Origin of the sequence: Caballeronia sp. ATUFL_F1_KS39, assembly GCF_023630985.1 — a bacterium.
Classification (GTDB): Bacteria; Pseudomonadota; Gammaproteobacteria; order Burkholderiales; family Burkholderiaceae; genus Caballeronia; species Caballeronia zhejiangensis.
The window spans coordinates 89,067-114,532 of record NZ_JALQDZ010000061.1; the positions used below are offsets into that span (position 1 = coordinate 89,067).

25 protein-coding genes are annotated in these 25,466 nt (G+C 63.6%); 13 read left to right on the forward strand and 12 right to left on the reverse strand.

The window, feature by feature from the left end; genetic code table 11:
• Positions 1–190 precede the first annotated feature (190 nt).
• From NCR93_RS29530 to flhC, 3 genes are all read left to right on the forward strand, one after another.
• Positions 191–2,551, forward strand: coding sequence for a putative bifunctional diguanylate cyclase/phosphodiesterase (locus NCR93_RS29530; protein ID WP_175982431.1), 2,361 nt, complete (start codon positions 191–193; stop codon positions 2,549–2,551).
• Positions 2,552–2,744: 193 nt separating this feature from the next.
• The gene (gene flhD, locus NCR93_RS29535; RefSeq protein WP_175982430.1) at positions 2,745–3,062 is read left to right on the forward strand and encodes a flagellar transcriptional regulator FlhD; all 318 of its coding nucleotides are present in this window, start codon (positions 2,745–2,747) and stop codon (positions 3,060–3,062) included.
• Positions 3,059–3,628 (forward strand): flagellar transcriptional regulator FlhC, encoded by a 570-nt coding sequence (gene flhC, locus NCR93_RS29540; RefSeq protein WP_008345386.1) that lies wholly within the window; start codon positions 3,059–3,061, stop codon positions 3,626–3,628. Before flhD ends, flhC begins: the two co-directional genes overlap by 4 nt.
• A gap of 10 nt (positions 3,629–3,638) precedes the next feature.
• Here the strand turns inward: flhC and NCR93_RS29545 are convergent, their stop codons facing one another.
• From NCR93_RS29545 to NCR93_RS29575, 7 genes are all read right to left on the reverse strand, one after another.
• On the reverse strand, positions 3,639–4,190 hold the full coding sequence (locus NCR93_RS29545; RefSeq protein WP_175982429.1) for a type VI immunity family protein: 552 nt from the start codon (positions 4,188–4,190) through the stop codon (positions 3,639–3,641).
• Between the two features lie 368 nt (positions 4,191–4,558).
• The gene (locus NCR93_RS29550; protein WP_175982428.1) at positions 4,559–5,086 is read right to left on the reverse strand and encodes an SMI1/KNR4 family protein; all 528 of its coding nucleotides are present in this window, start codon (positions 5,084–5,086) and stop codon (positions 4,559–4,561) included.
• 9 nt (positions 5,087–5,095) lie between these two features.
• Positions 5,096–6,079: a PAAR-like domain-containing protein gene (locus NCR93_RS29555; RefSeq protein ID WP_051078947.1), complete on the reverse strand. Its 984-nt coding sequence runs from the start codon at positions 6,077–6,079 to the stop codon at positions 5,096–5,098.
• Positions 6,080–6,094: 15 nt separating this feature from the next.
• A complete protein-coding gene (locus NCR93_RS29560; protein WP_175982427.1) occupies positions 6,095–7,165 on the reverse strand; it encodes a beta-ketoacyl synthase N-terminal-like domain-containing protein in 1,071 nt (356 codons plus the stop codon).
• A complete protein-coding gene (locus NCR93_RS29565; protein ID WP_175982426.1) occupies positions 7,162–8,160 on the reverse strand; it encodes a DUF2169 family type VI secretion system accessory protein in 999 nt (332 codons plus the stop codon). The genes NCR93_RS29560 and NCR93_RS29565 overlap by 4 nt, the downstream gene beginning before the upstream one ends.
• Before the next feature lie 61 nt (positions 8,161–8,221).
• The gene (locus tag NCR93_RS29570; RefSeq protein ID WP_175982425.1) at positions 8,222–9,523 is read right to left on the reverse strand and encodes a TIGR02270 family protein; all 1,302 of its coding nucleotides are present in this window, start codon (positions 9,521–9,523) and stop codon (positions 8,222–8,224) included.
• Positions 9,523–9,990, reverse strand: a complete 468-nt coding sequence (locus NCR93_RS29575; protein ID WP_175982424.1) for a DUF6484 domain-containing protein — start codon at positions 9,988–9,990, stop codon at positions 9,523–9,525. The genes NCR93_RS29570 and NCR93_RS29575 overlap by 1 nt, the downstream gene beginning before the upstream one ends.
• Positions 9,991–10,160: 170 nt before the next feature.
• Between NCR93_RS29575 and NCR93_RS29580 the strand changes: the two genes are divergently transcribed.
• The 3 genes from NCR93_RS29580 to NCR93_RS29590 are packed head-to-tail and all read left to right on the forward strand — an operon-like array spanning position 10,161 to position 11,908.
• Positions 10,161–10,730: a hypothetical protein gene (locus NCR93_RS29580; RefSeq protein ID WP_175982423.1), complete on the forward strand. Its 570-nt coding sequence runs from the start codon at positions 10,161–10,163 to the stop codon at positions 10,728–10,730.
• Between the two features lie 26 nt (positions 10,731–10,756).
• Entirely contained in the window at positions 10,757–11,335 is a 579-nt protein-coding gene (locus NCR93_RS29585) for a hypothetical protein (protein WP_239295326.1), read from the forward strand.
• Positions 11,336–11,368: 33 nt separating this feature from the next.
• Positions 11,369–11,908, forward strand: coding sequence for a hypothetical protein (locus tag NCR93_RS29590; RefSeq protein WP_175982422.1), 540 nt, complete (start codon positions 11,369–11,371; stop codon positions 11,906–11,908).
• Positions 11,909–11,914: 6 nt separating this feature from the next.
• On the opposite strand, the gene NCR93_RS29595 is transcribed toward NCR93_RS29590, so the two are convergent.
• The 5 genes from NCR93_RS29595 to NCR93_RS29615 all read right to left on the reverse strand — a co-directional run bounded on the left by NCR93_RS29595 (position 11,915) and on the right by NCR93_RS29615 (position 17,503).
• A complete protein-coding gene (locus NCR93_RS29595; protein WP_200889158.1) occupies positions 11,915–12,802 on the reverse strand; it encodes an ABC transporter permease subunit in 888 nt (295 codons plus the stop codon).
• A gap of 10 nt (positions 12,803–12,812) precedes the next feature.
• The gene (locus tag NCR93_RS29600) at positions 12,813–13,628 is read right to left on the reverse strand and encodes a taurine ABC transporter ATP-binding protein (RefSeq protein WP_175982421.1); all 816 of its coding nucleotides are present in this window, start codon (positions 13,626–13,628) and stop codon (positions 12,813–12,815) included.
• 49 nt (positions 13,629–13,677) lie between these two features.
• Positions 13,678–14,754 (reverse strand): taurine ABC transporter substrate-binding protein, encoded by a 1,077-nt coding sequence (gene tauA, locus NCR93_RS29605; RefSeq protein ID WP_008345373.1) that lies wholly within the window; start codon positions 14,752–14,754, stop codon positions 13,678–13,680.
• Positions 14,755–14,964: 210 nt separating this feature from the next.
• Positions 14,965–16,212 (reverse strand): ABC transporter substrate-binding protein, encoded by a 1,248-nt coding sequence (locus tag NCR93_RS29610; RefSeq protein ID WP_175982420.1) that lies wholly within the window; start codon positions 16,210–16,212, stop codon positions 14,965–14,967.
• A gap of 40 nt (positions 16,213–16,252) precedes the next feature.
• Complete coding sequence (locus NCR93_RS29615; RefSeq protein WP_175982419.1) at positions 16,253–17,503, reverse strand: DUF1479 domain-containing protein; 1,251 nt, start codon at positions 17,501–17,503, stop codon at positions 16,253–16,255.
• A 93-nt stretch (positions 17,504–17,596) separates the two neighbouring features.
• Between NCR93_RS29615 and NCR93_RS29620 the strand changes: the two genes are divergently transcribed.
• From NCR93_RS29620 to NCR93_RS29650, 7 genes are all read left to right on the forward strand, one after another.
• The gene (locus NCR93_RS29620; protein ID WP_175982418.1) at positions 17,597–18,538 is read left to right on the forward strand and encodes a helix-turn-helix domain-containing protein; all 942 of its coding nucleotides are present in this window, start codon (positions 17,597–17,599) and stop codon (positions 18,536–18,538) included.
• Between the two features lie 324 nt (positions 18,539–18,862).
• Complete coding sequence (locus tag NCR93_RS29625) at positions 18,863–19,564, forward strand: PIG-L deacetylase family protein (protein ID WP_175982417.1); 702 nt, start codon at positions 18,863–18,865, stop codon at positions 19,562–19,564.
• Positions 19,557–20,504, forward strand: a complete 948-nt coding sequence (locus NCR93_RS29630; protein ID WP_175982416.1) for a glycosyltransferase family 2 protein — start codon at positions 19,557–19,559, stop codon at positions 20,502–20,504. The genes NCR93_RS29625 and NCR93_RS29630 overlap by 8 nt, the downstream gene beginning before the upstream one ends.
• A 184-nt stretch (positions 20,505–20,688) precedes the next feature.
• Complete coding sequence (locus NCR93_RS29635) at positions 20,689–21,960, forward strand: glycosyltransferase family 4 protein (protein WP_008345367.1); 1,272 nt, start codon at positions 20,689–20,691, stop codon at positions 21,958–21,960.
• On the forward strand, positions 21,957–22,535 hold the full coding sequence (locus tag NCR93_RS29640) for a D-glycero-alpha-D-manno-heptose-1,7-bisphosphate 7-phosphatase (protein ID WP_008345366.1): 579 nt from the start codon (positions 21,957–21,959) through the stop codon (positions 22,533–22,535). Before NCR93_RS29635 ends, NCR93_RS29640 begins: the two co-directional genes overlap by 4 nt.
• Positions 22,532–23,692, forward strand: coding sequence for a glycosyltransferase family 9 protein (locus NCR93_RS29645; RefSeq protein ID WP_175982415.1), 1,161 nt, complete (start codon positions 22,532–22,534; stop codon positions 23,690–23,692). Before NCR93_RS29640 ends, NCR93_RS29645 begins: the two co-directional genes overlap by 4 nt.
• 3 nt (positions 23,693–23,695) lie before the next feature.
• Entirely contained in the window at positions 23,696–25,441 is a 1,746-nt protein-coding gene (locus NCR93_RS29650) for a carbamoyltransferase family protein (protein ID WP_033535668.1), read from the forward strand.
• Positions 25,442–25,466 lie beyond the last annotated feature (25 nt).

Consider the following 25,466-nt stretch of genomic DNA (forward strand, 5'->3'; position numbering starts at 1 on the left):
TCGGTTCGTCGTGGCGCGGCGCACGCGGCATCGGCTGGACAAAATTACCGCGTCGGCGCGTCGGCCGACGCCCGCCGGCTTCCGGGCGCCTAAAGCTCCCGAATCCGGCTGACGTAAACAAGGCGTGATCTTCGCTAAAAGCAACGCCGAGCCCGCTGCCCGTTCATCGAGAGCCCGCGTCATCAACGTAATGTCCCAGTCTCCCCAATCCGGATCGTCCAGCACCGTCGCCAGCGGCGATCGCTCGCGACAGGGGCACAAGACCGCGCGAAATCAGGAATTTCTCGCTTTCTTTCTGTCCACGCGAAGCGACCGCGCGACGCTCTCCTGGACCGTTCTCACGCAGATCGGCCTCGCGGGCCTGGGCGTCGGCGCGCTCTGCTACCTCGCACTGTCGTTCGTGTCCGAAGGTGCGGCTTCCTGCGCGGGCGTCGTCTCGGGCGCGATCGCGTTCGCGTTCTTTTTGCGTCTTGCACGCCGGAGCGCCGCGCGCGCGAACGCCACGACCGCGCTCGCAAAAGCGCTTCTCGACGCCAATCGCGAATGCCTGAAACTTCTCGACGCCGATGGCCGCATGGTCCGCATTTCCGAATATGGCGCCGAACTCATGGAAGCGAGCGCGCCCGAACAACTCGCCGGTTCGAACTGGCTCGGCTTCTGGTCCGGTGAAGACGCGACCGCCGCGCACGATGCGTTTCATGCCGCCATGAGCGGCGCACGCGCGACATTCCGAGGCAGTTGCCCGACCACGTCGGGCGCGCCCAAGACCTGGCATTCGCGCCTCATTCCGATAGAGAACGGCGACGGCGGCGTGGAAGGCGTGATTTGCGCCTCGCAGGACATGACGCAGCAGGCGGAACTCGCCGCCGCGCTCTGCGCCAGAGAGACGCTGATGTCGGAGATGGAGGCGCACGTCGGCCTTTGCTTCTATTCCTATAACGCCGATTTCACGGGCTTTCATCACATCAGCGCGGGATGCGCGGCCGTCTTCGGCCTGGATGCGCAAACGTTTCGCGAGTCGCCCCAGGCCTGGATGGCGCTCGTGCTGCAGGAAGACCTGCCGCAACTCACGGCCGCGATGCGCCGGATCGCCGAATCGAAAGTCAGCCAGAAGGCGCTATACCGCATCCGCCGTCTGGACGGCAATGTGCGCTGGATTCAAAGCACCGGATCGCCCGTTCTGGACAGCGCGGGCAATGTGGCGCGCATCGTCGGCATCAGCGAGGATGTCACGGCGGAGCAGGACCGCCTCGCCGAACTCGACCGCCTCGCCTTCACGGATTCGCTGACCGGTCTCGCGAATCGCGCCGCGCTCATGTGCAGGATCGACGAGCGATGCCGCAAGCAGGCGCCCTTCGCGCTGATGTTCATCGACCTGGACCGTTTCAAGGTGCTCAACGACACGCTCGGTCACACGGCGGCGGACCGGCTGCTCAAATCGCTGAGCAGGGTCATCCGGGCCGCGTTGCCGGCCGATGCATTTCTCGCACGTCTCGGCGGCGACGAATTCGCCGTGCTGATCGACGGCGCGAAGCACAAGGACCCGCTCGCCGAGATCGCGCGCGCCACGCTCGATGCGCTCGTGCAGGCGGATCAGGCACACCGCGCCGGCACGATCACGGCGTCGATCGGCATATCGGTCTTTCCCGAAAACGGGGCGAATCGCGAGACGCTTCTGACGAGCGCCGATATCGCGATGTATGCGGCCAAGAAAGCCGGACGCAACGGCTACCGTTTCGCCGACAAGGATTCGAGCGAACGCATCGTCGATTTCGAACTCGAGCGCGACCTGCCCGCGGCGCTCGCCAAGAAGGAGTTTCAGCTTCACTACCAGGCGATCCACGAGCCGCACACGCGCGAGGTCCGCAGCGTCGAAGCGCTCATTCGCTGGCGGCATCCGGAGCGCGGGCTCGTCTCGCCGGGCGTCTTCATTCCCATTCTCGAAGAAAGCGGCTTCATCGCCGAAGTCGGCGCATGGGTGATGGACGACGCCCTGCGTCAGCTCGCGCTATGGCGGCAGGCCGGCGCGCGCGCGCTCGGCGTTTCGGTGAACGTGTCGGCGCGACAGTTGCGCGACGCGACCATCGTCGATGTCGTCGACGAAGCCTTGCGCCGCCATGCCCTGCCCGCCTCGACGCTGCAACTCGAACTCACCGAGAGCGCGCTGATGGACGACCCGAGCCTTGCACAGCGCACGCTCGGTGCGTTGAAGAAGCTGGGCGTGCGCATCGCCATCGACGACTTCGGCACCGGTTATTCGAGTCTGCGCTATCTGGCTGATTTCGCACCGGACTGCGTGAAGATCGACCGCTCCTTCATCACGCGGATGGAATCGGATCAGGCAACGCGCAGCATCGTGTGCGGCATCATCCAGATGTGTCACACGCTGGGCCTGAGCGTGACGGCTGAAGGCGTCGAGGAAACAGCGCAACTGGAATTGCTCAGGCATGCGCAATGTGACTTCGTGCAGGGCTTCCTGCTGAGCCGGCCGGTCGCCCCCGACGACGTGCTCGGGCTCCCGATCGCCACGCCGTCCGCATTGATAGATTAGGAAAGGAACCGCGAAATTCGCGCGCTTGCTTTTCCTTTCGGTGAACCCTAACCTTACGCCGAAGTTGTGACTAAATGTAACGTTTGTATCAAGATGATCGCGAACGTCGATCGAGTCGCAAACGAGGCACAAGAAAATTGCACGGCAAGAATGCCGGCATGAACCACGGGGTTTTTCCGAAGAGCGGGAAACCATGAATAGCAGTGAATCGCTTGACTCGATCCGCGAAATCAATCTGTCGTACGTGATCCTTGCACAACGCATGTTGCTCGAGGACAAGTCCGTCGCCATGTTCCGGCTCGGGCTTTCGCCGGAAATCGCCATGATTCTGGCCAATCTCACGCCCGCGCAAACAATCAAGCTTTGCAGTTCGAACCAGTTGTTGTGCGCGTTCCGCTTCAACGATCATTCGTTGCTGTCCGCATTGACGCAACCGGCCACGCACGTCGACGTCGGCGCCACTCACGCCGCCATTCTGCTGGCCGGACAGCCGGCGGAACAGTTCGCATGAGCATGGAAACCACGCTTCGCAAAAGCGTCAGCGACGACGCGCAGGAAGTCTATCGCGCGATTGCTCTTATCGAACTGGGCGCTCGCATGCAGTTGCTCGAAACCGAGTTGACGTTATCGCGCGACCGCATGATCCGTCTGTATCGGGAATTGAAGGGCATGCCGCCGCCCAAGGGCATGCTGCCGTTCTCGGCGGACTGGTACATGACGTGGATGCCCAACATCCATTCATCGCTCTTCTACAACATCTATCTGTTTCTCAAGGAGCAGACACGCTGTTCGCGTCTCGATGCGTTGACCAAGGCTTATCGACTGTATGTGGAGCACTGCGGGCAGAACCGGCTCGAAGTCGTCCTGAGCCTGACGCGTGCATGGACACTGGTGCGCTTCTTCGAAGCGGACATGCTGCAGCAGACGCCATGCTGCCGCTGCAAGGGCAAGTTCGTCGCGCACAGGCACGATCTTCAGGCGCATTTCGTGTGCGGCGCGTGTCAGCCGCCGTCACGCGCGGGGCGGACGAAGAAGGCTGCGAGCAGCAAGGCCGAGTGCGGTTCGCTGGCGGCGTGAGTGGATGAACTCAGGTCGGCCATCCATGTGTGAAGCGCTGTAGCCACGCCATGGTCTGGCCGCCTTCCCATCGAGTGCTCCAGAACGGTTCGTGGCTTTTGATCTGCATCGGCAACAACGCACGTGCGACATCGAAATACGGTTTCAGATCCGCTTGAACGTTGCGGTCGCCGAGCGTCGGGCTGTCCGACACCTGCAAAAGCGTCGCGAAAGGCCCATCGACGAAATCGAAAGCAGCAAGCTTCGCCTGCGCTAATTCCTTTTGAAATTGCGTTCGAAAAGGTTCGCCGATGACCGTCAGCCAGCTCAGGCACTTGTAGCCTCGCTTGAGTTCCCTGGCGCTCAGTTCGATCTCCTCCACATCGCAGCCCCAGTATCGGCGCGCCAAAGCATAGATGCGCTCGAACGAAACTTCTTCGTATTTCGAAGACGGACGTCCCTGCAGCAGATAACCGCCATAGCCCGAGCAAACCGGAAACATCGACATCATGTCGAGTGCGAGTGAACGGAGGAATGCGGCATCGACTTGCCAATCGAATTCGAAGCGAAAGAAGCTCGCCATTTCGGGTTCCGTAAAAGGCCGAAAGCCGTGAAACATGAAGACCCGCGAATCGACGGGCTTTGCGTCCGAAAACCCATAGCCCCAATGCACCGTCTTGCGCAGTTCGGGAAGCAAGACGGTTTCGAAGCGAATGCGCGCCGCCGCATCCCACGCTTCGAGCCTCGCCCACGAAACGGTCGACCTGTAGTTCCTGAAGACTTCGCCGACCGCGCGAAGGTACGCGTCATACACGCGTCTCGCCGTGACCGGACCGGGCGGATCGGGCACATAGAACACGAGATGCTGTTTCAATTCGACCAGCGGCATGGGCGACGAAGGATCATCCGTGAATTCGAGGATGGGGTTTGCCATCGCGTCGGACTTCCCGGTCAGGGTTTGAGGTTTTTCCGGTCTTTCTGCCGAGCGGCAACACGACGCTCCAGCACTGAAAGATAGCCCTTCAGGAAAGCCTCGAAGTTATCGTGACGCCATTGCTCCCCGATGCTGGAAATCCACACAACCTCGTAGCCATGCTTAGAGGGCGAAGTGTCCACGTCGAACGAAACGCACTCCGGCGTGTTCCCCGCACCGATGACGAACTGGCTGCACGCCGGGTACTCGTCGACCATTTCCGGAAGGAGACCGTGGTCGTCGCGCGCGACCTCGAGCGCCGAAAGCAGTGACAATTCATCATTCATCAAGCTGGATACGCCATTGCTCGTGGACAGAAACAATCGATAACTCGCCGGCATGACGAGGTTACGCGCTTGCAGAAAGGCATCGAGCGCCGCGAGGTCGCCTCCGCTCGCCGGCGGGCGCAGTTGAGGCCGCACGGGATCGTCGCTGAAGTAGCCGTTGAGCTTGAACTTGGTATCACTCAGCTTCTGCAGCAGGTCTTGCATCTGTTGGATGTTCACGCGACCTCCTTAATCACAGTTACAAGAGGGATGCGCTTTCATGCGCTTGGGGGCGGGTTTGAGCCGGTTCATGCTGCCGCCGACCGTGTAATTCACGCGGGCGTCGGCCCATCGCATATTGGCGCTGGTGAGTGGCCCGCTAAGAGAAGCCGGGTGCATGTGATCCGGATTCATTGCGCCCCGGCCGCTGCGAGCGGGGTCCGCCAATCCTCCCGCCTGCTTCCATTTTTCGTGCTGACAGTCCGGCGGCTTCACGTTCTTCGGACTGTAAAACATGCGCTTGATGGCCGGATGATCGGGATTGCCGGCGGCCGCGGTCACTGCGTCGGCGAAGTCCTTCGCGAATTGCTTGAGGCTCGCCTGATACGCATCGTAGTGGTCGGAACCGGGATTGCTGGGGCTATCGCTCAGCCTCGCCTTCTTGCTCTTCGACTGGTTGTAGGCCTTGACCATCTCGCAGACCTGACCGCACATGCAATCGTCCCATTTGCGCTTTTTCTTTTTCTTCTTTTTCCCGCAATCCGGTCCGACCTGAGTCGCCGGCGGACGTTTCGATCTTTTCTGCTTCACGCCTGTCATCGTCGCGCCGGTATTGGGCGGAGAACCGTTCGGGCCGCAGTTGTTGAGCATCGGCTCGGCGAGAAGATGAACGCTCTTGCCCTCGATTTTCACCGTCATCGAACCCGGCGTGATGAATCTGGCCGGCCCGTGCGTGTTGCTCGAAAGCAGACCGCCGCCCGTGCCCTTGCTGGCCATGTCGCCGAAGCTGTTGAACATCGCGCCCCGGATAGCCACCTCGTCGCCCTCGATCTTGACGCTCGTCGAATAGCCGTCCGGCGAATCCCCCGATTTGGCGGTATTGGGCAACGCAGCCGGAACGAACGGAGCGGGCGGCCCCGGCATCTTGCACATGTTCGGGAGCGTGGCCCGAGCGGTGCCGGAACTGCCCTTGGTGACAGGCGTCTTCGGAGGATGGATTCCAACGCTGGTCATGGCGCGTCGAGCAAGTCAATGGCGCGAAGCGGCCGGCATCGTGGCCGATTCGAAAAGCGCGCAGGCCCGCAAGCCCGCCTCCGAACTCGACCAGATCAATGTTCTCGGGCCTGCCGCATAGCCACGCGACGCCGCCTGATGAGCCAGCATCGCGAACAATGGCCCGGACGCCGCGCCCACATCGCCCCAGACGTCCGCTGGCGACAGATAGCCGGTGGCATCCTTGAAATGCCGGCCCAGTCTCAGGCAGACGAACCCCCACTCTTCGCCTCGATAACGCTCGCCGTTGATATCGCAGATGACATGATCGATCGTCTTCCGCGCGCCCGGCGCGCTCGTCAGCGCGTCTCGCACGACCGCGGTCAGACCCTTGCCGACGCACACCTCGCGCGTTTTGATGAGGCAGCGCTCCGATCCTGTCGCAGCTGCAACGAGGTGCATCGTTTCGGCAACGCCGAGCCGCCGGCACGCGGCGTCGCTCATCAACAGGCAGAATGCCGCGCCTTCGCCGGGGACGAAGCCGCTCCTCGATCCTTCGCCTGCGATCTGCCTGCGGCCGTCGAGCCAATTCAGCGTCTCAGGATGCAGATAGCTGTCGATGCCGCCGACGACGCACGCGTCCAGTTCGCCGCTTCCGAGCGACTCGCTCGCCTTCCTGAAGGCCGCTACTCCGGCTGCGTGCCCCTGCGCATGCACCGAGACTTGTATCGGATCGATCGTCGATCCGCCCAGCCGCCGCAATCCCTGCATGACGGCGCTCGCGTCTTCATGCGTGAAGCCAGGGCGGATTTCCGGCAGCGCGACCATCATCGGCGATCGAAGCGGCGCTTCGCCCAGGTGAGCGAGGGCGCGCGTCAGGTCGCGCCACGCGAAACCTGCCAGCGCAAGCAGACGAGACGGACCGTGCAGCCCCGGGTCGAGTTCGGCGTCGAAGGCCAGGTTCACGTAGTTGCCGAGCCTGTCGACGATGAACGGATGCTCGCGCGCCGCCCCTATACCCGCCCGCACGGCCGCCGCGCTTGCCTCTGCCCCGAGACCGAGCGGCGTGCGCGCACCGGCGGCCGCCATGACGACGCGTGCGCTCATGACAGGTAATCCTTCTCGCGGACCAGCGTGCTCTCGAGATAATCGGGTTCGTCTTCGACCTTCAGAACCGTGACCCACACGAGCATCAAACGCAGCGCATCGGGTTCCAGTATCACCGACGAGAGGCGTGCGCGATGCTCCTCGTCGCGGGTGTCGATGCGCGTCGTGAAAGCCAGGCGCACCTTCGGCAGCGCGAAGGACATCGACCCTGCGGGCGTGAGGTTGATCAGTTCGACCGGCTCTCCGCCCTGCAGAGGGCTTGCGGGTTGCTGATCGGGTGGAGCGCACTGCAAGGAGTGCGGACTCCAATCCTCGGGCAACAGCGGCGAGCGATCGCGCATCCACGCATCGTCGTAAGTGCCGGCGCGTTCCCGCCTCGGCGACCAGAAGCTGTCGATGGCGCCGAACCCGGCGGGGCCATCCTTGTCCAGACGTCCGCTCGGGTATTCGAAATTGGGCATCGCCATGCCTTCCCGGCTCTGCCCTGCGCCGACTACGCCTCGCCCGACCGGATTTCGGGCGTCATAGCCGTGTCTGGCGGGGTCGTCGCCGGGCGCATCGTAGCCGCCATAAGCGAGCTCGTAGATGACCGGCAGACGAACGACCGGCTCCGCCAGCATGCGTCCGGGCATCCCTTTTCCCCATCTACGATGTCCGCGAACACGCAGCGTCTTGCGAACCGGCCCAACCCGCATGCCGACCAGAAAGTCGTCGCTGGGCCTGCCGCCGGGCGCGTAAGCGGTACCGTTGAGCACGATGTCGGTCGTCGGCTTGGGCCCGAGCAAGTCCGAGTCGTAGCGAAGGCTGGACCGTCCGGGCGTGCCGGTGTATTCGGCGGTCTCGACCGGCGGCGCCTGCTCGTCCGCGAGCCGCGGTCCCGCCGGCGTGATGTCATAGGTCGCCTTTACCGCGACGATCCATTCGTGCGTGCCCTCCTTGTCGCGCGTCCATGACGTATCGACTTCGTAGGCAGTCCGATTCTCGATGCTCCACATTGACGACCCCCTATCGCGAACAGTGTTAAGACGAAGCACGAAGAATCGTTTTGAAAGAGCGTCAATCCATCGCCTGCAATGCGCGTCGCTGACGCCAAGCAGGCGCTGCGCAATTGAAGAGCACGCTGCGCGGATCGGCGAGGCGCAGTTGAATGGCCGCCGCGGCGCGCTGCCGCTGAGCGCCATTGCGCAACACGTCGATGCACTGCGCTTTCGACGACAACGCGCCCATGAGATAGCGCCCGTTGCCCGGCATCCGCGCCTTGTTGGCGTGCCACCATGTGCGCGTCTTGTCGGGGTCCGGCCACGGCGCGCCGTCGTCCTCTTCCTCGGCGGCATCGGCATCTTTTTCGCCGCCGGAATTCCCCGATGCCAACGGCGCGCGTTCCAGCCCGAGACGAACGAAATCGGCTCCCGTGATGAGACTGAAGCTCTCGCCCGCGAGCCGCGCCACGCGGTCATCGTCCATACGGCCGATCAGCCACTGCGCATAACGTGGATCGCCGGTGAAACCGACGGCGCGAATCAGCCTGCGCGCACTCTCCGGTTTAGAAGCGAATCGCTCCAGCCATCGATGCGCATCGGCGGGCGCGAGCACGCTCGCCGCGAGCGCGAGCGCGATGTCGCCGAACATGGATGGCGTAGCCGCAATATCGCGAATGACCTCGAGCGCCTCGTCGCGATCGCCGAACAGCAGCGCGGATCGCGCGGCATGAAACCGGCATGACGCGTCCGCGTGATCGAGATGGGCCTGACATGTTCCGAGCAGATCGACGCGGCCGATCTCACCCGCGCAGCGCAGCGCCCGGGCGCGCAGCACAGCGTCGTCGGAAACGAGCGCCGCGTCGAGATGCCGCTTCGGATCGACGCGATGCTGCGCACATCCCTCGATGCCAGCCAGTCGCGCGGCGGGGTCGTCGCACGCGAGCAGGATCGAGACGACACCGGCGAGACGGCCCGGACTCACCCAGCCGAACGCCGAATGAAAGCCCGCTCTGGCATTGGGCGTGGCCTGACTCAAAGCGAGCAGCCGCATGATCGCCGGGTCCGAACGCGCCTCGATGCAACCGACGGCGGCGGTGAACAGTTCGCCCTTGCCCGCGTGCTCCAGCGCCCGAATGCTCGAACGCAGGCCGGCGCGTCCCGCCACGGCGATGCCGTCGAGATGCGCCGCGATGCGTTCGTCGAGCCGTGTCAGATCGGAGAGCCTCACATGCGGCGCGCGCACGAGACGGGAGCGGATTCGCCGCAAGGCGGCGGCGTCTTCGACATGTTGCTCCAGCACGCGGAAAAGCACGCCGCTCGCCGAGTCCGCGACCGGTTCGGCTTCGTCGGCTTTCGTCGTGTCCACGGCGACATGCATCAGTTGATCTGCACCGATCCGCCGATGATGCGATTCAGTCCTGACGCACTGCTCGACACGCTGCTTCCGCGTATGCGCACATGTCCGTCGCGCGTGAGCGTGATGCTGGCTTTTCCGCAACGCAGCACCATCTGCTCCTTCGCCGTCACGAGAAGCCGCTTGCCATCGGCGTCGACATCGATCTGTGCGGGCGCATCGTCGAACGGCCAGGCTTCGCATCCGATCAGACAGCCGATGACGATCGGGCGCGTCGGGTCTCCGGCTTCGAACATCAGCGCGACTTGACGGCCGATATGCATGCCGCGCAGATCGACGACCGTGCGCGCGACGAGCGCCGCGCTCCCCGGCTGGTCAGGGTAGACGACGAACGGGGACGCAGCGTCGCCATCGAGTCCGATCAACTCGCCGATCCTCACCCCGTCGATGGCCGCAAGAGGGCCTTGTTCGAGAAAATCGCGTCCGCTCATCGCGTGCTCCTTCGGGTCTCATTCAAAGACGAACGAGCCGACGGCGATTTGCAAAGCTATCCATGACTTCGCGGCGCTTGAAATAAGCGCATCGCGAACCTATGCTCATTGAACAGTCGAATCCGGTCCGCAAGCCCCATGCGGACGTCGTCAGTGGAAGGAGACGCCTCATGCGTCTGTCGCTTATCTTCGTGGTCCTGTCGGCCGTGAGCGCAATGTCCCTGCATGCGGACGCAGACGACAGGCAGGACTGGCGACGACATCGCGACCAGCCCGCCCTGAAAGTATTCGATGCACAAGGCAAACTTATCGGACGCCTTGCTTCTTACGGCGGCTACGACGGCGTGTTCCTCACGATCGACCGCGCGCTCGTCTTCGCGCAGATCACGCGCCTGAACAGCAACGGCGAAGCGTACGACTCGGCGAAATTCCAGTGGTCGACTTACGGACCATTCGACTACTCGACCGCCGATTGCAGCGGCTCGCCGATCATTCCTCCCGGCAGCGGCCCACGACCGTCGATCGCGATGAGAACGGGCGCGGACGTCACGCTCCTGATCGCGGGCGATACGGACTCGTCGCCCGCTCAGGTCGTCGCGGTCTTCGACGGCAAGCAGTGCACGCCGCCGCCGACTATCGGGCACATGCCGCCATCGACCGCGCCCGTGCCCGCATTCACGGCCGAGACGAACTATCCGCTGACGGCTCATTATCCCGAGCCGCTCACCATCAGATATTGATCGGGCACGATCGACGGAGACGCTTCATGTGTCGAATGCTTGTTGTGCTGCTCGTCCTGTGCGCGAGCGTGAGCGCCGCCGATGAACGCGATGAACGCGATAAACGCGACGATCGCGCGCATTCCGGCGAGAACACATTGCGCCAGCCGATGGTGTACGACGCACAGGGAAAGCGCGTCGGCCCGCTGGAGGTTTATTCGGGCGTCAACGGCGTGTATCTCGCGATAGACGGCGAGCCCGTCTTCGTGGCGGTGAATCACAAGCGCGTCGGTCCGTTGCAGTATTCGGCCTCGCAATACGAATGGGTCGGCTATACGTTCGTGCCGTACCCATCGCACGATTGCACCGGAAGCGTCGCCGTCGCGGATGCCGGCAGCCCCGCTCCGGCGATGCCGCTCAGAGAAGGCGCCGACGTGACCGTCTATATCGCGGGCAAGCAAATGTCCGGCAACGTGCAAGTGTGGTCGTTCAGGCAGACAGATCCGTCTACCGGGGCGACGACCTGCCTGACGAGTCTGTCTGACCAAGGCGCCAACTACTGGGCCATCGAGCGCACGTATCCGCTGACGCAGCATTATCCCGAGCCGTTGCGCGTGGCTAATTGACGGAAGACGCGCACGGACCGCACGGAGACCGACATGAGGCACTGGCTGATCGGAGCGCTGATCGCGCTATACGCAACAACATCGCCCGCAGATGACTTCGCGCATCAGGCAACGCATCGCCCTGTCAGGGTGTTCGATGCGAACGGTCACGTCATCGGCGATCTCACGATCTTCGCCGCGCAAAACGGCGTCGCGCTGACGGCCGGAGACGCAACCGCCGTGATTCCCATTGCACGCGTACAGGACGCGACCTTTCACTTTTCCGCGACCGACTTCAACTGGCTCGCGACGAAGGTCGTCGATTTCGCATCGCCCGATTGCAGCGGCGATCCGATCCTCGACTCGCTCAACGGACCGCGCGCCGCGCTCGCGGTCAGACGCGGCAACGACGTCACCGTGTACTTCGCGGCCGAAGGCGTCACGCAGTCGTTCCAGGCGAATTCGGCGCTCGATCCGAACGCGGCGAACGGATGCCGTCCGTTCACGGCATCCATCACGCTTTCGGGCTTCAAGGTCGGCGCGACGCTCACGATCAGCCGCACGCATCCCGAGCCGCTCAGGATCGGCTATTGAAAGGCATCACACGCGGCCTTTCCACGGCACCATCGCTTTTTCCAGATACCGCATCAGCAGATCGAAGCAAAGCGCGAAGAAGCCGATCACGATGATGCCCATGATGACGACATCGCTCGCAAGAAACTCGGCCGCGTTGAGCACCATGAAGCCGAGACCGCGCGTCGAAGCGACCATCTCCGCCGCGACGAGCGTCGTCCAGCCGACGCCGATGCCGATACGCATGCCCGTGAAAATCTCCGGCAGCGCGGACTTGAGGATCACATGCGTGACGACCTGCGTGCGCGACGCGCCCATCGAATACGCGGCGTGGATCTGCTCGATCGACACCGAGCGCACGCCCGCGCGCGCGGCGATCGCGAGCGGCGCGAAGATCGCGAGATAGATCAGGAAGATCTTGGAGAACTCGCCGATGCCGAACCAGATGATGATGAGCGGCAAATACGCGAGCGGCGGCAGCGGCCGGTAAAACTCGATCGGCGGATCGAACACGCCGCGCGCGTGCCGCGAGACGCCCATCATCACGCCGACCGGAATCGCCGTCGCGCACGCGAGCGCGAATGCGCCGAACACGCGCAGCAAGCTCGCGACGACGTGTTCCGCGAGCGTCGAGTTCGCGAAGCCATCGCTCGCCACCGCGATGAACTTCGCATAGACCGCTTGCGGCGACGGCAGAAAGAGCGGCTTGACCCAGTGCATGCCGGTGATCAGAAACCAGCCGGCCACGAGCACGGCGACGGTCGCGATGCTCATCGCGAAGCTGCTGCCGTAGCCTGGCACGCCGAACGTGTCGCCCGGCTTCACCGGCTTCTTCTTCGATTGCCGCGCGGGCCGGCCAGGCGGACGCCGCGATGCGCCGATGCCGCTGTCGATCGCGGGACCGGGCACCGTCATCGATGCGCGCTTAACCATGATGAATCTCCTCCGCATGATGAGCGGCGCGCTCGTCGCCGTAGATGATGCCGAGCACCCGCTCGCGCATCTCGATGAAATCGGGGCTGGACTTGATCGCGCGCGCATCGCGTGTGGCGAGGAAGCGGCGGTTGAAATCGAGATCGTAGCTATGCGTGATGCGGCCCGGACGCGGCGACATCACGATCAGCCTGCTCGCCAGAAAAAGCGCCTCCTCAACGCTATGCGTGATGAAGAACAACATCTTCTGCGTGCGCTGCCAGACATCGAGCAGCAGCTCCTGGATGGTCTCGCGCGTGAGGGCATCGAGCGCGGCCATCGGCTCGTCCATCAGCAGCATCGCCGGATCGCAGGTCAGCGCGCGCGCAATGCCGACGCGCTGCTGCATGCCGCCCGACAGCTGATAAATCATGTGCCGATGAAAATCCTGAAGGCCGACGAGCGTGAGATTGCGCTTCGCGATGTCCTCGCGCTGCGCCTTCGGCACGCCTTGCAGCTTCAGGCCGAAGGTCGCGTTGTCGAGCACGTTGAGCCACGGCAAGAGCGCGTGCTTCTGGAACACGACGCCGCGATCGGCGCCCGGCCCTTCTACCGGCCTGCCGTTGAGCAGCATCTCACCCGATGACGGCGCGATGAAACCCGCCATCAGCGATAAAAGCGTCGTCTTGCCGCAACCCGACGCACCCAGCGCGACGACGAATTCGCCATCGCCGATAGTGAGATCGATGCCGTCGATCGCTTGCACGCGCTCGCCCGGGCGTCGGCCCGGAAACACCACGCTCACGTTCTTCACCTGCATGCAACCCATATGTCCTCCGGACTCGGATGTGCCAAGGGCAAGCGGCGCGCGGCCGGGCTTATTTCAGTTTTTCCGCGGCTTCGACGTATTCCGCCGTCACGAACTTCGAATAGTCCGGCAGCACGGCGTCGACGCGCTTCTGCTGCTTCAGGAAGTCCGCCGTGTCCTTGAGCGCGAAGGCCGCGCGGCTCGATGCGCCGCCGCCGAGCCACTGCTTCGTCGCCTGCTCCTGCGCCGACGGATAGCCATACAGCGAAAGCGAGCCCGGCACGTCGGCCGGCGCGCCGCCGATCGTCTTCGCGATGGCCGCGGCCTGCTGCGACTGCGCGGTCCATTTGGCCGGATCGTTGCGGTATTGCGCATCGAGATCGGAGATGGCCTTGACGAACTTCGCCATGAAGTCCTTGTGCGCTTCGCCCCACGCACGATCGACCGCGATGCCGTCGAACGTCGGCTTGCCGAGCTTGGACAGATCGCCCGACGTAATCAGCACCTTGCCGCTCTTCTTGAGTTGCGAGAGCGCCGGATCCCACACGTAGGCAGCGTCGATATCGCCGCGCTCCCACGCCGCCGCGATCTGATTCGGCTGCATGTTGAGAATCTTCACCGACGACGGATCGATGCCCCAGTGCTGCAGCGCGAACATCGTGTGATAGTGCGTCGTCGAGACGAACGGGACGCCGATGGTCTTGCCCTTCAGATCCGCCGGCTTGGCGATGCCCGAGCCGTTGCGCACGACCATCGCCTCGGCTTCGTTGATGTTGTCGAGAATCCAGAAGAGCTGCGCGTCCACGCCCTGGCTGACGGCGGCGGCGAGCGGGCTGGAGCCGATCACGCCGATCTTGATGTCGCCCGAGGCCATCGCGGTCGCCACCTTCGCGCCGGATTCGAACTGCCGCCAGTTGATCTTGTAGCCGGTCGCCTTGGCGATGGAGCCATCGGCGATGCCGACGACCCAGGGATCGACGATCTGCTGATACGCGATCGTCACTTCCTTGTCTTCGGCGTTCGCGGCCTGCGCGCCGCCCCACGCGCACACGGCGACGGCGAGTGTCGCCAGCGCGCGCGCCGGCGAGAACTTTCTAAGCAACTTGCCCGGCAGGCGTTTCAAGCCACAGACGCGGATCGTGTTCATGACGGTTCCTGGAGAAGTGGAAAATCGGGCTCGCCGGCGCGGCATTCCCCGTTTCGGTGCGGTCCGTCGCGCAAGCGGCGAACCGATGACCGAGTATCCACAGCGAAAAATCCAGGAAGTTAGTGCCAGACGGGAACAATCGTTGAGTCCACATTCCGTCGGGCGGCGGGAAGGCTTCTTATGAAGGCGTCGGCGCTACGGATGCGCCTTTTATTTGATCTTCGCGGCGGCGGCGAGCTTGCGCACGCCTTCCTTCGCATCCTCGTTCGAGTTCATGAAATTCGTCACGACGTCGGTGATCGCGCCCGCCGTCACCGGCGATTGAAGTTCGCCGAAAGCCAGCGAAGGCAGGAAGCCGCCCGACTTGATCGTCGCCTGCTCGTCCGCGCGAGACTTCTTCGCGCAGCTGTCGAACTTGCCCATCGGCACATCGAGGCGAACGGGAATCGAACCCTTGTTGAGGCTGAACTGTTCCTGGAATTCGGGCGACATGATCGTCTTCGCCATCGCGATCTGTCCCGGCGTCGCATCCTTCTTGCCGTTCTGCTGGAAGAACACGAAGGCATCCGCCGTGTACGTGTAGGCGTTCGACGTGCCCGGAGCGGGCGCGCAGACGAAGTCGACGTCCGCCTTCTTGCTCGCGTTCGCGAATTCGCCCTTGGCCCAGTCGCCCATGAACTGCATGCCGCCCGAGCCCGAGATCACCATCGCGGTGGCGAGATTCCAGTCGCGGCCGTGATAGGCCTTGTCGAAGTAAGTGCGTATCTTCTGCACCGTCTCGAAGACCTGAATCATTTGCGGCGACGTGAGCGTCTTCTGATCGAGATCGATGAGCGCCTTGCGATAGAAGTCCGTGCCTTGCGACAGCACGACCGTCTCCCAGATGGTCATGTCCTGCCACGGCTGACCGCCATGCGCGACAGGCGTGATGCCCGCCGCGCGAAATTTGTCGGCAAGGGCGAAGAACTCCGGCCACGTCGTGGGCGGCTTGCCGCCGACCTTGTCGAGATCCGCCTTGTTGATCCACAGCCAGTTGATCCGATGCACCGAGAACGGCGCGGCGACGTAATGTCCGCCCGACTTCATCGCGTTGTCGATCTGCGCGGGCGTGTGCGCTTTCCAGTCGGCCGCGGCCTGATCGATCGTGACGACCACGCCCTGATCGGCCCAGTCCTGAATCAGCGGTCCTTTGATCTGCGCGGCGGAGGGCGCGTTGCCCGAGATCACCTGTGTCTTCAGCGCGGTCATGGCCGCCGTGCCCGATCCGCCCGCGACGGCGAAGTCCTTCCATTCGTATCCTTGCTTGCTCATGTCGTCCTTGAGCACGCGGATCGCTTTCGATTCGCCGCCGGAAGTCCACCAGTGCAGGACCGAGATCTGTTCGGCGGCCGATACCGCGTGCGTGCCGGCGATGAACATCGCGACGGCTGCCGCAACCGACATCGTTGATCGTTTCATTGCTTGTCTCCGGGTTTTATTTATTTATGAAGCGACGCGTTCACGCGCGCTGTTCGAATCCGAGTTGCGACTTGCCGAGCGGCGTCAGGTCGTCGGGCGTCGCGCGGCCTTCGAAATCGACTTCGAAATGATCGCCTGGAAAATCGGGCGGGCTTTCGCCCTTCAGGAAGCTCGGCAATTGACGCTTCAGATACGCGTCGTTTTTGGCGCATCCGGGCGCGGAAGCGATGTACATGACGTTGCTGTAGCCGGCGCCCTTGTGTTCGTCTTCGACCGCGTGAATGACGTCGCTATGCCAGAACACGGTGTCGCCCGCATCCATCTTCGGGATCGACGACAGCGCCTCGAACAGCGGCGCGTGAAACTCCGGCCTGATCGACAGCGCGCGTCCGGGCATCGCGCCGCACAGGTCGTCGTCGGCGACGTCGTCCTGAAGCGCGCGCAGCAGGATGTACACCATCGCGTTGGCGATGGGCACGAGCTGCAGCGTGCCGTCGCCCGGACCTTGCGGCGTCAATGCGGTCCAGCCCTGGAACGTGCGGAACATCGAACACACGGCCGGCGATGCGATCTCTTCGACATCGGGACGGAAAGCGGCATCGAACGCATCGTAATCGCGCCAGTTGCCCGCGAAGACGTGGCGATACACCTTGCGGAAATTGCCTTCGATCCAGCGCTCGACCGAGCCGCCATCGCAATGCGCCGACAAGCCGAGCGACGCGGAACCGGGCGGCCGCCGGCGCAGACGGTCGGCATAAACCGGCACATGTTCCGGGTCGAAGTGAACGCGTCCTTCGCTCTCGTTGCGCCAGAGCTTGTTGAGAAACACGCGCGCCGCGGTCAGCGACTCCGACTGGCGCGCCAGCACTTGAGGCTTCGACCAGTACACGCCGTAGATTTGCGGCTTGCTCGACGCCAGCTGACCGAAGTACTTGTCTTCGGCGCGGTTTTCGAGGCGCTTGTCGAGGCGATTTCGTTCGACGTAATGCGCGATGTCTTCATCCCATTGCTGTACCTGTGCGCGTGGAAAGACATTGCGGATCACGCACGCGCCGCTCGACTTGACGAGCGCGATCTGCTCGCCGCTCACGCGCCCTTCGGTGATGTCGGCGAACTGAATTTCCGGAATGACGTCTTCGCCGCGATCGCGCCGCGCGGCGATCCGCTTCGCTTCCTCGCCGATCGTCTGCTCGACTTGCGCGAACACTTCGCGGTAGTTCGGCAGCGCGGCGCGCAGTTCCTTTTTTGCTTGCCGGATCGCGCCCGGCAAGTCATCGATTTTCAGCGCCATGATCGTCTCCACATGAATTTCCGTGGACACAGCATATGATGCGTCCGTCTGCGGCGGTGATACGATTCAGGCAATTCATTTGCGTTTTCGGCCATGAAACCAGCCTACGAGCATGTCGAATTCGGCGCGGACTGTTCGGTGCGGGTTTACCATCGGCGGCTCGCGCGTATTCCATTCGAATGGCATCACCATCCGGAATACGAGCTGACGCTGACGATGAACAGTCACGGCAAGCGCTATATCGGCGATTCGGTGAACGACTATCAGGCCGAGGATCTCGTCCTCGTGCCGCCTGATTTGCCGCATACGTGGTCGTCGAACCGGTCGATCGACTCGTCGTTGCCGCAAGTCGCCATCGTCATCTGGTTCGACGGCGACTGGGCGCGGCGCATGGCGGACTGCTGCCGCGAATACGAGCCGCTTCGCAAGCTCCTGCGCCGTGCGGCGTGCGGGCTGGCGTTCGAGCCTCCCGCCGGCGAACGGATGCGCAGCCGTCTCGGACAGTTGCTCTCGACCGCGCCGCGCGAACGCCTGAGCGCCGCGCTCGATGTCCTGTGCACGCTCGCCGATGCGCCGGGCCATCCGCTCGCGTCGCCGAGCGCTTTCAATCAGACGAACGCGGGGCCGTCCGGTCACGAGCCCGAGCGCATCAATCGCGTTCTTTCGATGATCGATGCGCGCTTTGCCGAACCGCTCCGGCTATCGGAGCTATGCGAAGCGGCGAGCCTTTCGGAGCGCACCTTGACGCGCTATTTCGTGCAGCACATCGGCGAGAGCGTCGGGCGATACATCGCTCGGGTACGAATCGGCCATGCGTGCCGGATGCTGGGCGACACGTCCCTGCCGATATCGGTCATCGCCGCGCGCTCGGGATTTGCGAACGTCGCCAACTTCAATCGGCAATTCAAGGCCGCGAAGCAAACGACGCCGGCGGAGTACCGGCGTCAGTTCATCGATGCAGGCGCGCTCGTCAAGGACACGGCGAACAGCCTGACCGAACGGCCGCCTTCGCTTCAGCAGAAGCGGCGGCGTTGAAGTTATCGCGATGCGCTGAGCGTATGCCCTGCATCGCGCGACAATCTCAGATAGCCCACGATCGTCCGGCTCGCCTTCTTGTGCGCCGGCGTGCTCACGCCCCTGTTAAGCGTCGATCGCGGCCGATGCGCTTGGGTCGGAGCGGACCCCGGCGGTGCCTTCATGCGAATGGGCTGAAGTCGTCTCCGCGTTGCGATTAGCTTGGGTTCCTAATCAATCGACACGCGCCGACCGCGCACGATCAGACGATTACCTGCAGACCGGCGCGTCGAGGCACGCACATTGCGCAGTGGCTTCGGATCGATTCATCGAAAGCAACCGGCCATGCCTCTCTCCGCTCAAAGAACCCTGGTGATTTCCCCGCATCTCGACGATGCCGTCTTCAGTTGCGGCGCCCTGCTCGCCGCGTCGCCGGGCGCATCCGTCTGCACGATATTCGCGGGTGCGCCGGACACGGCGCTCGCCACCGACTGGGACGCGCAGTGCGGCTTCGCGGACGCACATCAGGCGATGCGCGAGCGCCGTGTCGAAGACAAAGCCGCGCTGCACGTCCTGGGCGCGCGCGCCGTGCATCTCGGCTTTCTCGACTCCCAATACACGCAAGGCGGCACGAGCGCGACCACCGCCAAGATCGCTTCGGCCATTCGCGACGTGATGCGCGAGACGGATTGCATAACGCTCCTCATCCCGCTCGGCCTCTTTCATTCCGACCACGCGCTGGTTCATACGGCCGCGCGCGAGGCGTGCCTTTCGGACGCGACGGCATGCATTGCGTACGAAGACTGTCTATATCGGCGCATGGATGGCCTCGTGCAGCAACGGCTCGTCGAACTCATCGGAAGCGGCATCGAAGCGACGCCGCTGCTCGATCCGATCGATGCCGCCACGCTCTCGCGCTGCATCGAAGCGAAGCAACGCGCGGTGCAATGTTATGCGAGTCAGCTCAAAGCCTTCGGGCCCCACGGCTATGACGACGTGCTCGCGCCCGAACGCTTCTGGACTCTGCGAGCCGTCGACCATGGCTGAACCGGCAACACTTTCCGAGCCCGATCGCGCGCGGCTCACCGTCGTCGTGCTGACGTACAACAGAGCCGATCAGGTGCTCGACACGCTCGCAAGACTTGCCGCGCTGCCGGACCGCATCCGCATCGTAGCGGTCGATAATGCGTCCACCGACGGCACGGCCGAGCGCATTGCGGCGCAGTTTCCATCGGTCGAACTCGTCGTGGCGCCGGACAATCTCGGCGCGGCCGGACGCAATCTCGGCGTCGCTCGCGTCGCGACGGAGTACGTCGCATTCTGCGATGACGACACCTGGTGGAGCGCCGGATCGCTGTCGCGCGCCGTCGCGATCCTCGATGCGGCGCCGCGCGTCGCGGTGCTCAACGCGCGCGTCGTCGTCGGTGCCGACGGCGCGGCGGACGAGACCTGCCAACGAATGCGCGAAAGCCCGCTGCCGCATCGCGGCTTGCCCGGTCCCGCGCTCGTCGGCTTCATGGCGGGCGCGTGCGTGTTCCGCACCGACGTCTTCCGGCAAGTCGGCGGCTACGAGGCCAGGCTTTTCATCGGCGGAGAAGAAACGCTCGTCTCGCTGGATGTCCTGTCCGCCGGCTACGAGATGGTCTATATGGATGACCTCATCCTTCATCACCATCCCTCACCGCTGCGCGACAGCGCACAACGGCGCAGGCTCCTCGCGCGCAACGCCGCGTGGGTCGCATGGATGCGCCTGCCATTCGACCAAGCCCTTCACGCCACCGGAAAAGCCTTCCTCGTGGCATGGCGCGAGCGCACGCTGATGCGCGATTTACCGATCCTCGGAAGCGGCATCGCATGGGCGATGACCAGGCGCCGCGTGATCCCCTCGCGCGTCCAGGACATGCGCCGCGTCGTGCGCGAAGACGATTTGCGCCGCGCCAGGCGAACGAAATCGTCGGCGTCTTTCGGTTCTACACGCCCCACGTAAAAACGCGTGCATCGCGGGACGAACCAAACGAAATTTGGTTCGTCCCGCATCGAACCGCAAATCGTTTCGCAGTTCTCGCCAGTTCGACAATGAGTGGCACAGGGAATGCTGAACGCTGGTGACTGATCCACGCGATGGCGCGCCGCGCACACGCACATTGGGATCGCAAGATAAGGGGACTTCCGTGAAAATCGCATTGATCAGTGAGCACGCATCGCCGTTGGCGATCGCGGGTGGCGTAGACAGCGGCGGGCAAAACATCTATGTGGCGAATGTCGCGCGTCAGCTCGTTCGCATCGGTCACGACGTCGATGTGTTCACGCGTTGCGACCGTTCGTTATTGCCGCTCGTCTCGCGCTTCGAAAACATCCGCGTGATAAATGTACCGGCCGGTCCGCCCGTGCAGTTACCGAAGGAACAGCTTCTGCCGCATATGGATGCGTTCGCCGGCTTCATGATCGACTTCATGAAGAAGGAAGCGCAACCGTATGACATCGTGCACGCGAACTTCTTCATGTCGGGCCTCGTGGGTCTGCGCATCAAGGACGCGCTCGGCGTGCCGCTCGTCACGACGTTTCATGCGCTGGGGCGCGTGCGACGCCTGCATCAAGGCGAATCGGACGGCTTTCCCGATGCGCGCTTCGATATCGAAGACGAGCTCGTCAGGCGCTCCGATTCGGTCATCGCCGAATGTCCCCAGGACGAGAACGATCTGATTCATCTGTACGACGCCGATCCCGCGCGCATCGACCTCGTGCCGTGCGGCTTCGATCGCGCGGAGTTCCATCCGCTAGACAAGGCGGCAGCGAGAGAACGTCTCGGCTGGCCGCAAGACCGGTTCATCGTGCTGCAACTCGGGCGCATGGTGCCGCGCAAGGGCGTCGACAATGTCGTGCGCGCGCTCGGCATGCTACACGGTGAGCATGGCGAAAGTGCCGAGCTTTATGTGGCGGGCGGCAATTCCGACGAAGCGAACGAGAACGCGACGCCGGAGATCGGCAGGCTGCGCGGGGTCGCGCGCGAATGCGGCATCGAAGAGCATGTTCACTTCGTGGGCCGTCATGGACGAGGTGAACTGAAGCACTTCTATAACGCAGCCGATGTCTTCGTGACGACGCCGTGGTATGAGCCGTTCGGCATCACGCCGCTGGAGGCGATGGCTTGCGGGCGGCCCGTCATCGGTGCTGCTGTCGGCGGCATTCGCTACTCGGTGGCGCACGGAGAAACCGGCTTGCTCGTGCCGCCGAAGAATCCGGCCGCGCTCGCGGATGCGCTCGTCGCGCTCAAGCGAGATGCCGCGCTCGCCACGCGAATGGGCGAAGCGGGCCTCGCCCGCGCGAACGCAATGTTCACATGGTCGAGCGTCGCGCAGGCGCTCGCACAGGTCTACGCGCGACTTGCGGGCGAGGAAGGACAAGCCGCCGCGCGCGTTGCCATGGGCGGAGCCGCACGATGACGCAACCACTGCGGCCTGCGATCTTCATCGACAAGGACGGCACCTTGCTCGACGATGTGCCCTGGAACGTCGATCCGCTGAAGATGCGCCTCGCGCCGGGCGCGCTCGACGCGTTGCGCCTGTTTTCGTGGCTCGAACTGCCGATCTTCGTAATCAGCAATCAGAGCGGCGTCGCGCTCGGCAAGTTCGACTTGCAGGCACTCGATCGCGTCGAAGCGCGTTTGCGTGAACTCGCAGCCGAAGCGGGCGCGTCGTTCGCCGGCATTTACTGGTGCCCGCATCATCCGCGGGGCGTCGTGCCTGAATTCACGCGCGCGTGTGAATGCCGCAAGCCCGCGCCCGGCCTGCTGTTGCGTGCGGCGCGCGAGCATGGCATCGATCTTTCGCAGAGCTGGTTCATCGGCGACATTCTCGATGACGTCGAAGCCGGTCATCGCGCGGGCTGCCGCAGTGCGCTGATCGATAACGGCAACGAAACCGAATGGCTCAAAGGCGTTGGACGCGAGCCGGATATCGTCGCGAAGGACCTGTACGAGGCGGCGATTGCAGTCGTCAATGCGGAGTGTCCCGCATGAAGCCCATGCTTGCACCCGTCGTCGAAGCGCATGCGCGCAAGAGCGCCGCGAGCCAGGCGCGCGAATGGGGCGCGGATGTCAAGCGCATTCTCTGCATCCGTCTCGACAATCTCGGCGACGTGCTGATGACGACGCCCGCGCTGCACGCGTTACGCGCCGCGCAGCCGGGCAGGCATCTGACCTTGCTCGCATCGCGTGCGGGCAAGGCGACGGCGCCTTTCATCGATGCAATCGACGATGTGATCGAATACGACGCGCCGTGGGTCAAGCAGGATGCGCCCATCGACGCCCTCGCCGATCTCGCCATGCGTGCGCGCCTTGCATCGGCGCATTTCGATGCAGCGGTGATCTTCAGCGTCTACAGCCAGAATCCGCTGCCCGCGGCCATGTTGTGTCATCTCGCCGGCATTCCGCTGCGGCTCGCGCATTGCCGCGAGAATCCGTATGGTTTGCTCACCGACTGGGTTCAGGAGACTGAACCGCAGCACGGCACACGGCATGAAGTGGAGCGGCAACTCGCTCTCGTCGCAAGAGTCGGTGCGAAAGCCGACGACACGCGCATGCGCTTCTCCGTGCGCCCCGCCGATATCGACTCGCTGACGCAAAAGCTCATCGCCCGCGATGTCGATATGGACGCACCGTTCATCGTCGTGCATCCGGGTGCGAGCGCGGAATCGCGCCGCTATCCCGTCGAACGCTTCGCCGAAACGATCGAACGTCTCGGCGCTCAATTGGAATGGCCGATTCTCGTGACGGGCTCGCGAAGCGAAAGTCACTTGTGCCGCGCCGCCTGCGGCACGAGTCCCTACGCGCACGATCTGTCCGGCGTGCTCGAACTCGGCGAACTCGCCGCGCTCATCCAGCGCGCTCGCGTTCTCATCTCGAACAACAGCGGACCGGTGCATCTCGCATCCGCGCTGGGCGCGCCCGTCGTGGATCTCTACGCACTCACGAATCCGCAGCACATGCCGTGGCAAACATCGCATCGCGTGCTGTATCACGATGTCTCGTGCCGCTGGTGCTATCGCAGCGTGTGTCCCGAAGGCCATCACGCGTGCCTTGTCGGCGTCGAGGTAGACGAGGTTGTCTCCGCCGCGCTCGAGCTCATCGAAGAAGAACATGCATCGCCCGTCCATCCGATAACACAGGCAAGCTAAGCTATGTACACACTTGGAATCAACGCGGTTTATCACGACAGCGCCGCGGCGCTGGTCAAGGACGGCGTCGTCATCGCGGCGGCCGAGGACGAGCGCTTCACGCACGTCAAGCATGCGAAACGGCCGGTGCCGTTTTCCACATGGCAGCTTCCGTTCGATGCAATCGACTATTGCCTGAAGGAAGCGGGCATCGAACTCGCGGATGTGGATCACATCGCGTATTCGTACGATCCGCATCTGTTTTCCGGCATGCCGAAGGACGCAAACGCGAACATATCCCTGCCGATGATGCCCTCGGCGCAAGCGATGACGAACCCGTCCGAATCGCCCTGGGATCCGCTGTTCCTGAGCTATATCGTCAATGCGAAGGGTCAGTTGATCGACGGCGCGCCGCATCACCTGAAGCGGCGTTTCCTAAGCGGCGGACGCGCCCCGCGCTTCGCGTGGCATAACGTCGATCATCATCTCTGTCACGAAGCGAGCGCGTTTCTCGCCGCACCTTTCGACGACACCGCCGTACTTACGATGGACGGTCGCGGCGAAGGCGTCACGACGAGTCTCGGGCAATTCGTGAATGGCGAATACACGCGCATCAAGCAAGTGGAACTGCCGCACTCGCTCGGCCTGCTCTATGAAACGGTGACGGGCTATCTCGGCTTCCTGCACTCGTCCGACGAGTACAAGGTGATGGCGCTCGCGTCGTTCGGCAAGCCCGCGTATGTCGATCAGTTTCGCGAGATCGTGAAGTATCGCCGCGACGGCAGCTATACCGTCGATGCGCCGCGTCTCGTCGAGCGCTTCGGTCCCGCGCGCGAACGCGGCGGCCCGCTCACGCAGCATCATTTCGATATCGCGCATTCATTGCAGGTCGTTCTGGAAGAGACCGCGCTCGAACTCGCGAAGTGGCTGCACGAACGTACGGGTCTGAAGAATCTCGCGATGGCGGGCGGCGTCGCGCTCAACTGCGTGATGAACGCGCGCCTGCGCGATCGCGGACCGTTCGATGAAATCTGGGTTCAGCCCGCCGCCGGCGATGCGGGCACGGCGCTCGGCGCTGCCTTGTGGACCGACTATCAGCAACGCGCGAAGACCGGCGATCGCGGTCGAAAATGGCGCATGGATCACGCATATCTCGGACCGTCGTTCGATGACGACGAGATCGAAACCTTCCTCAAGTGGACGCGCGCGCCGTATCGCAAGCTCACGAATATCGCCGAAGAAACGGCGGACATTCTCGCGCAGAACCGCGTCATCGGCTGGTATCAGGGACGCACCGAGTTCGGCCCGCGTGCGCTCGGCGCGCGTTCGATTCTGGCATCGCCCATCGATGCGTCCATGCAGGCGCGCCTCAACGAGATCAAGGATCGCGAGGACTTTCGTCCGGTTGCGCCCGTCGTGATGGAAGAGCACGCAGCCGACTGGTTCGTCGATGCACGCGTCGCGCCGTTCATGCTCTTCGTGTTCGACGTGCGCGACGACATGAAGACGCGCATTCCCGCGGTCACGCATATCGACGGCACCGCGCGCGTGCAGACCGTCAATCGCGCGCAGCATCCGCTTTACTACGATCTGCTCGCGGCGTTCAAGGCGCGCACGGGCGTGCCGGTTCTCGTCAATACATCGTTCAATACGCGCGGCGAGCCGATGGTGAATACGCCGCGCGACGCACTCGAATCGTTCTGGACGTCGCCGCTCGATGCGCTCGTGATCGGCTCGTTCCTTGTCGAAAAGCCGGGCGCGCACGCATGAGCACCTACGCCGAACTCTTCGATCA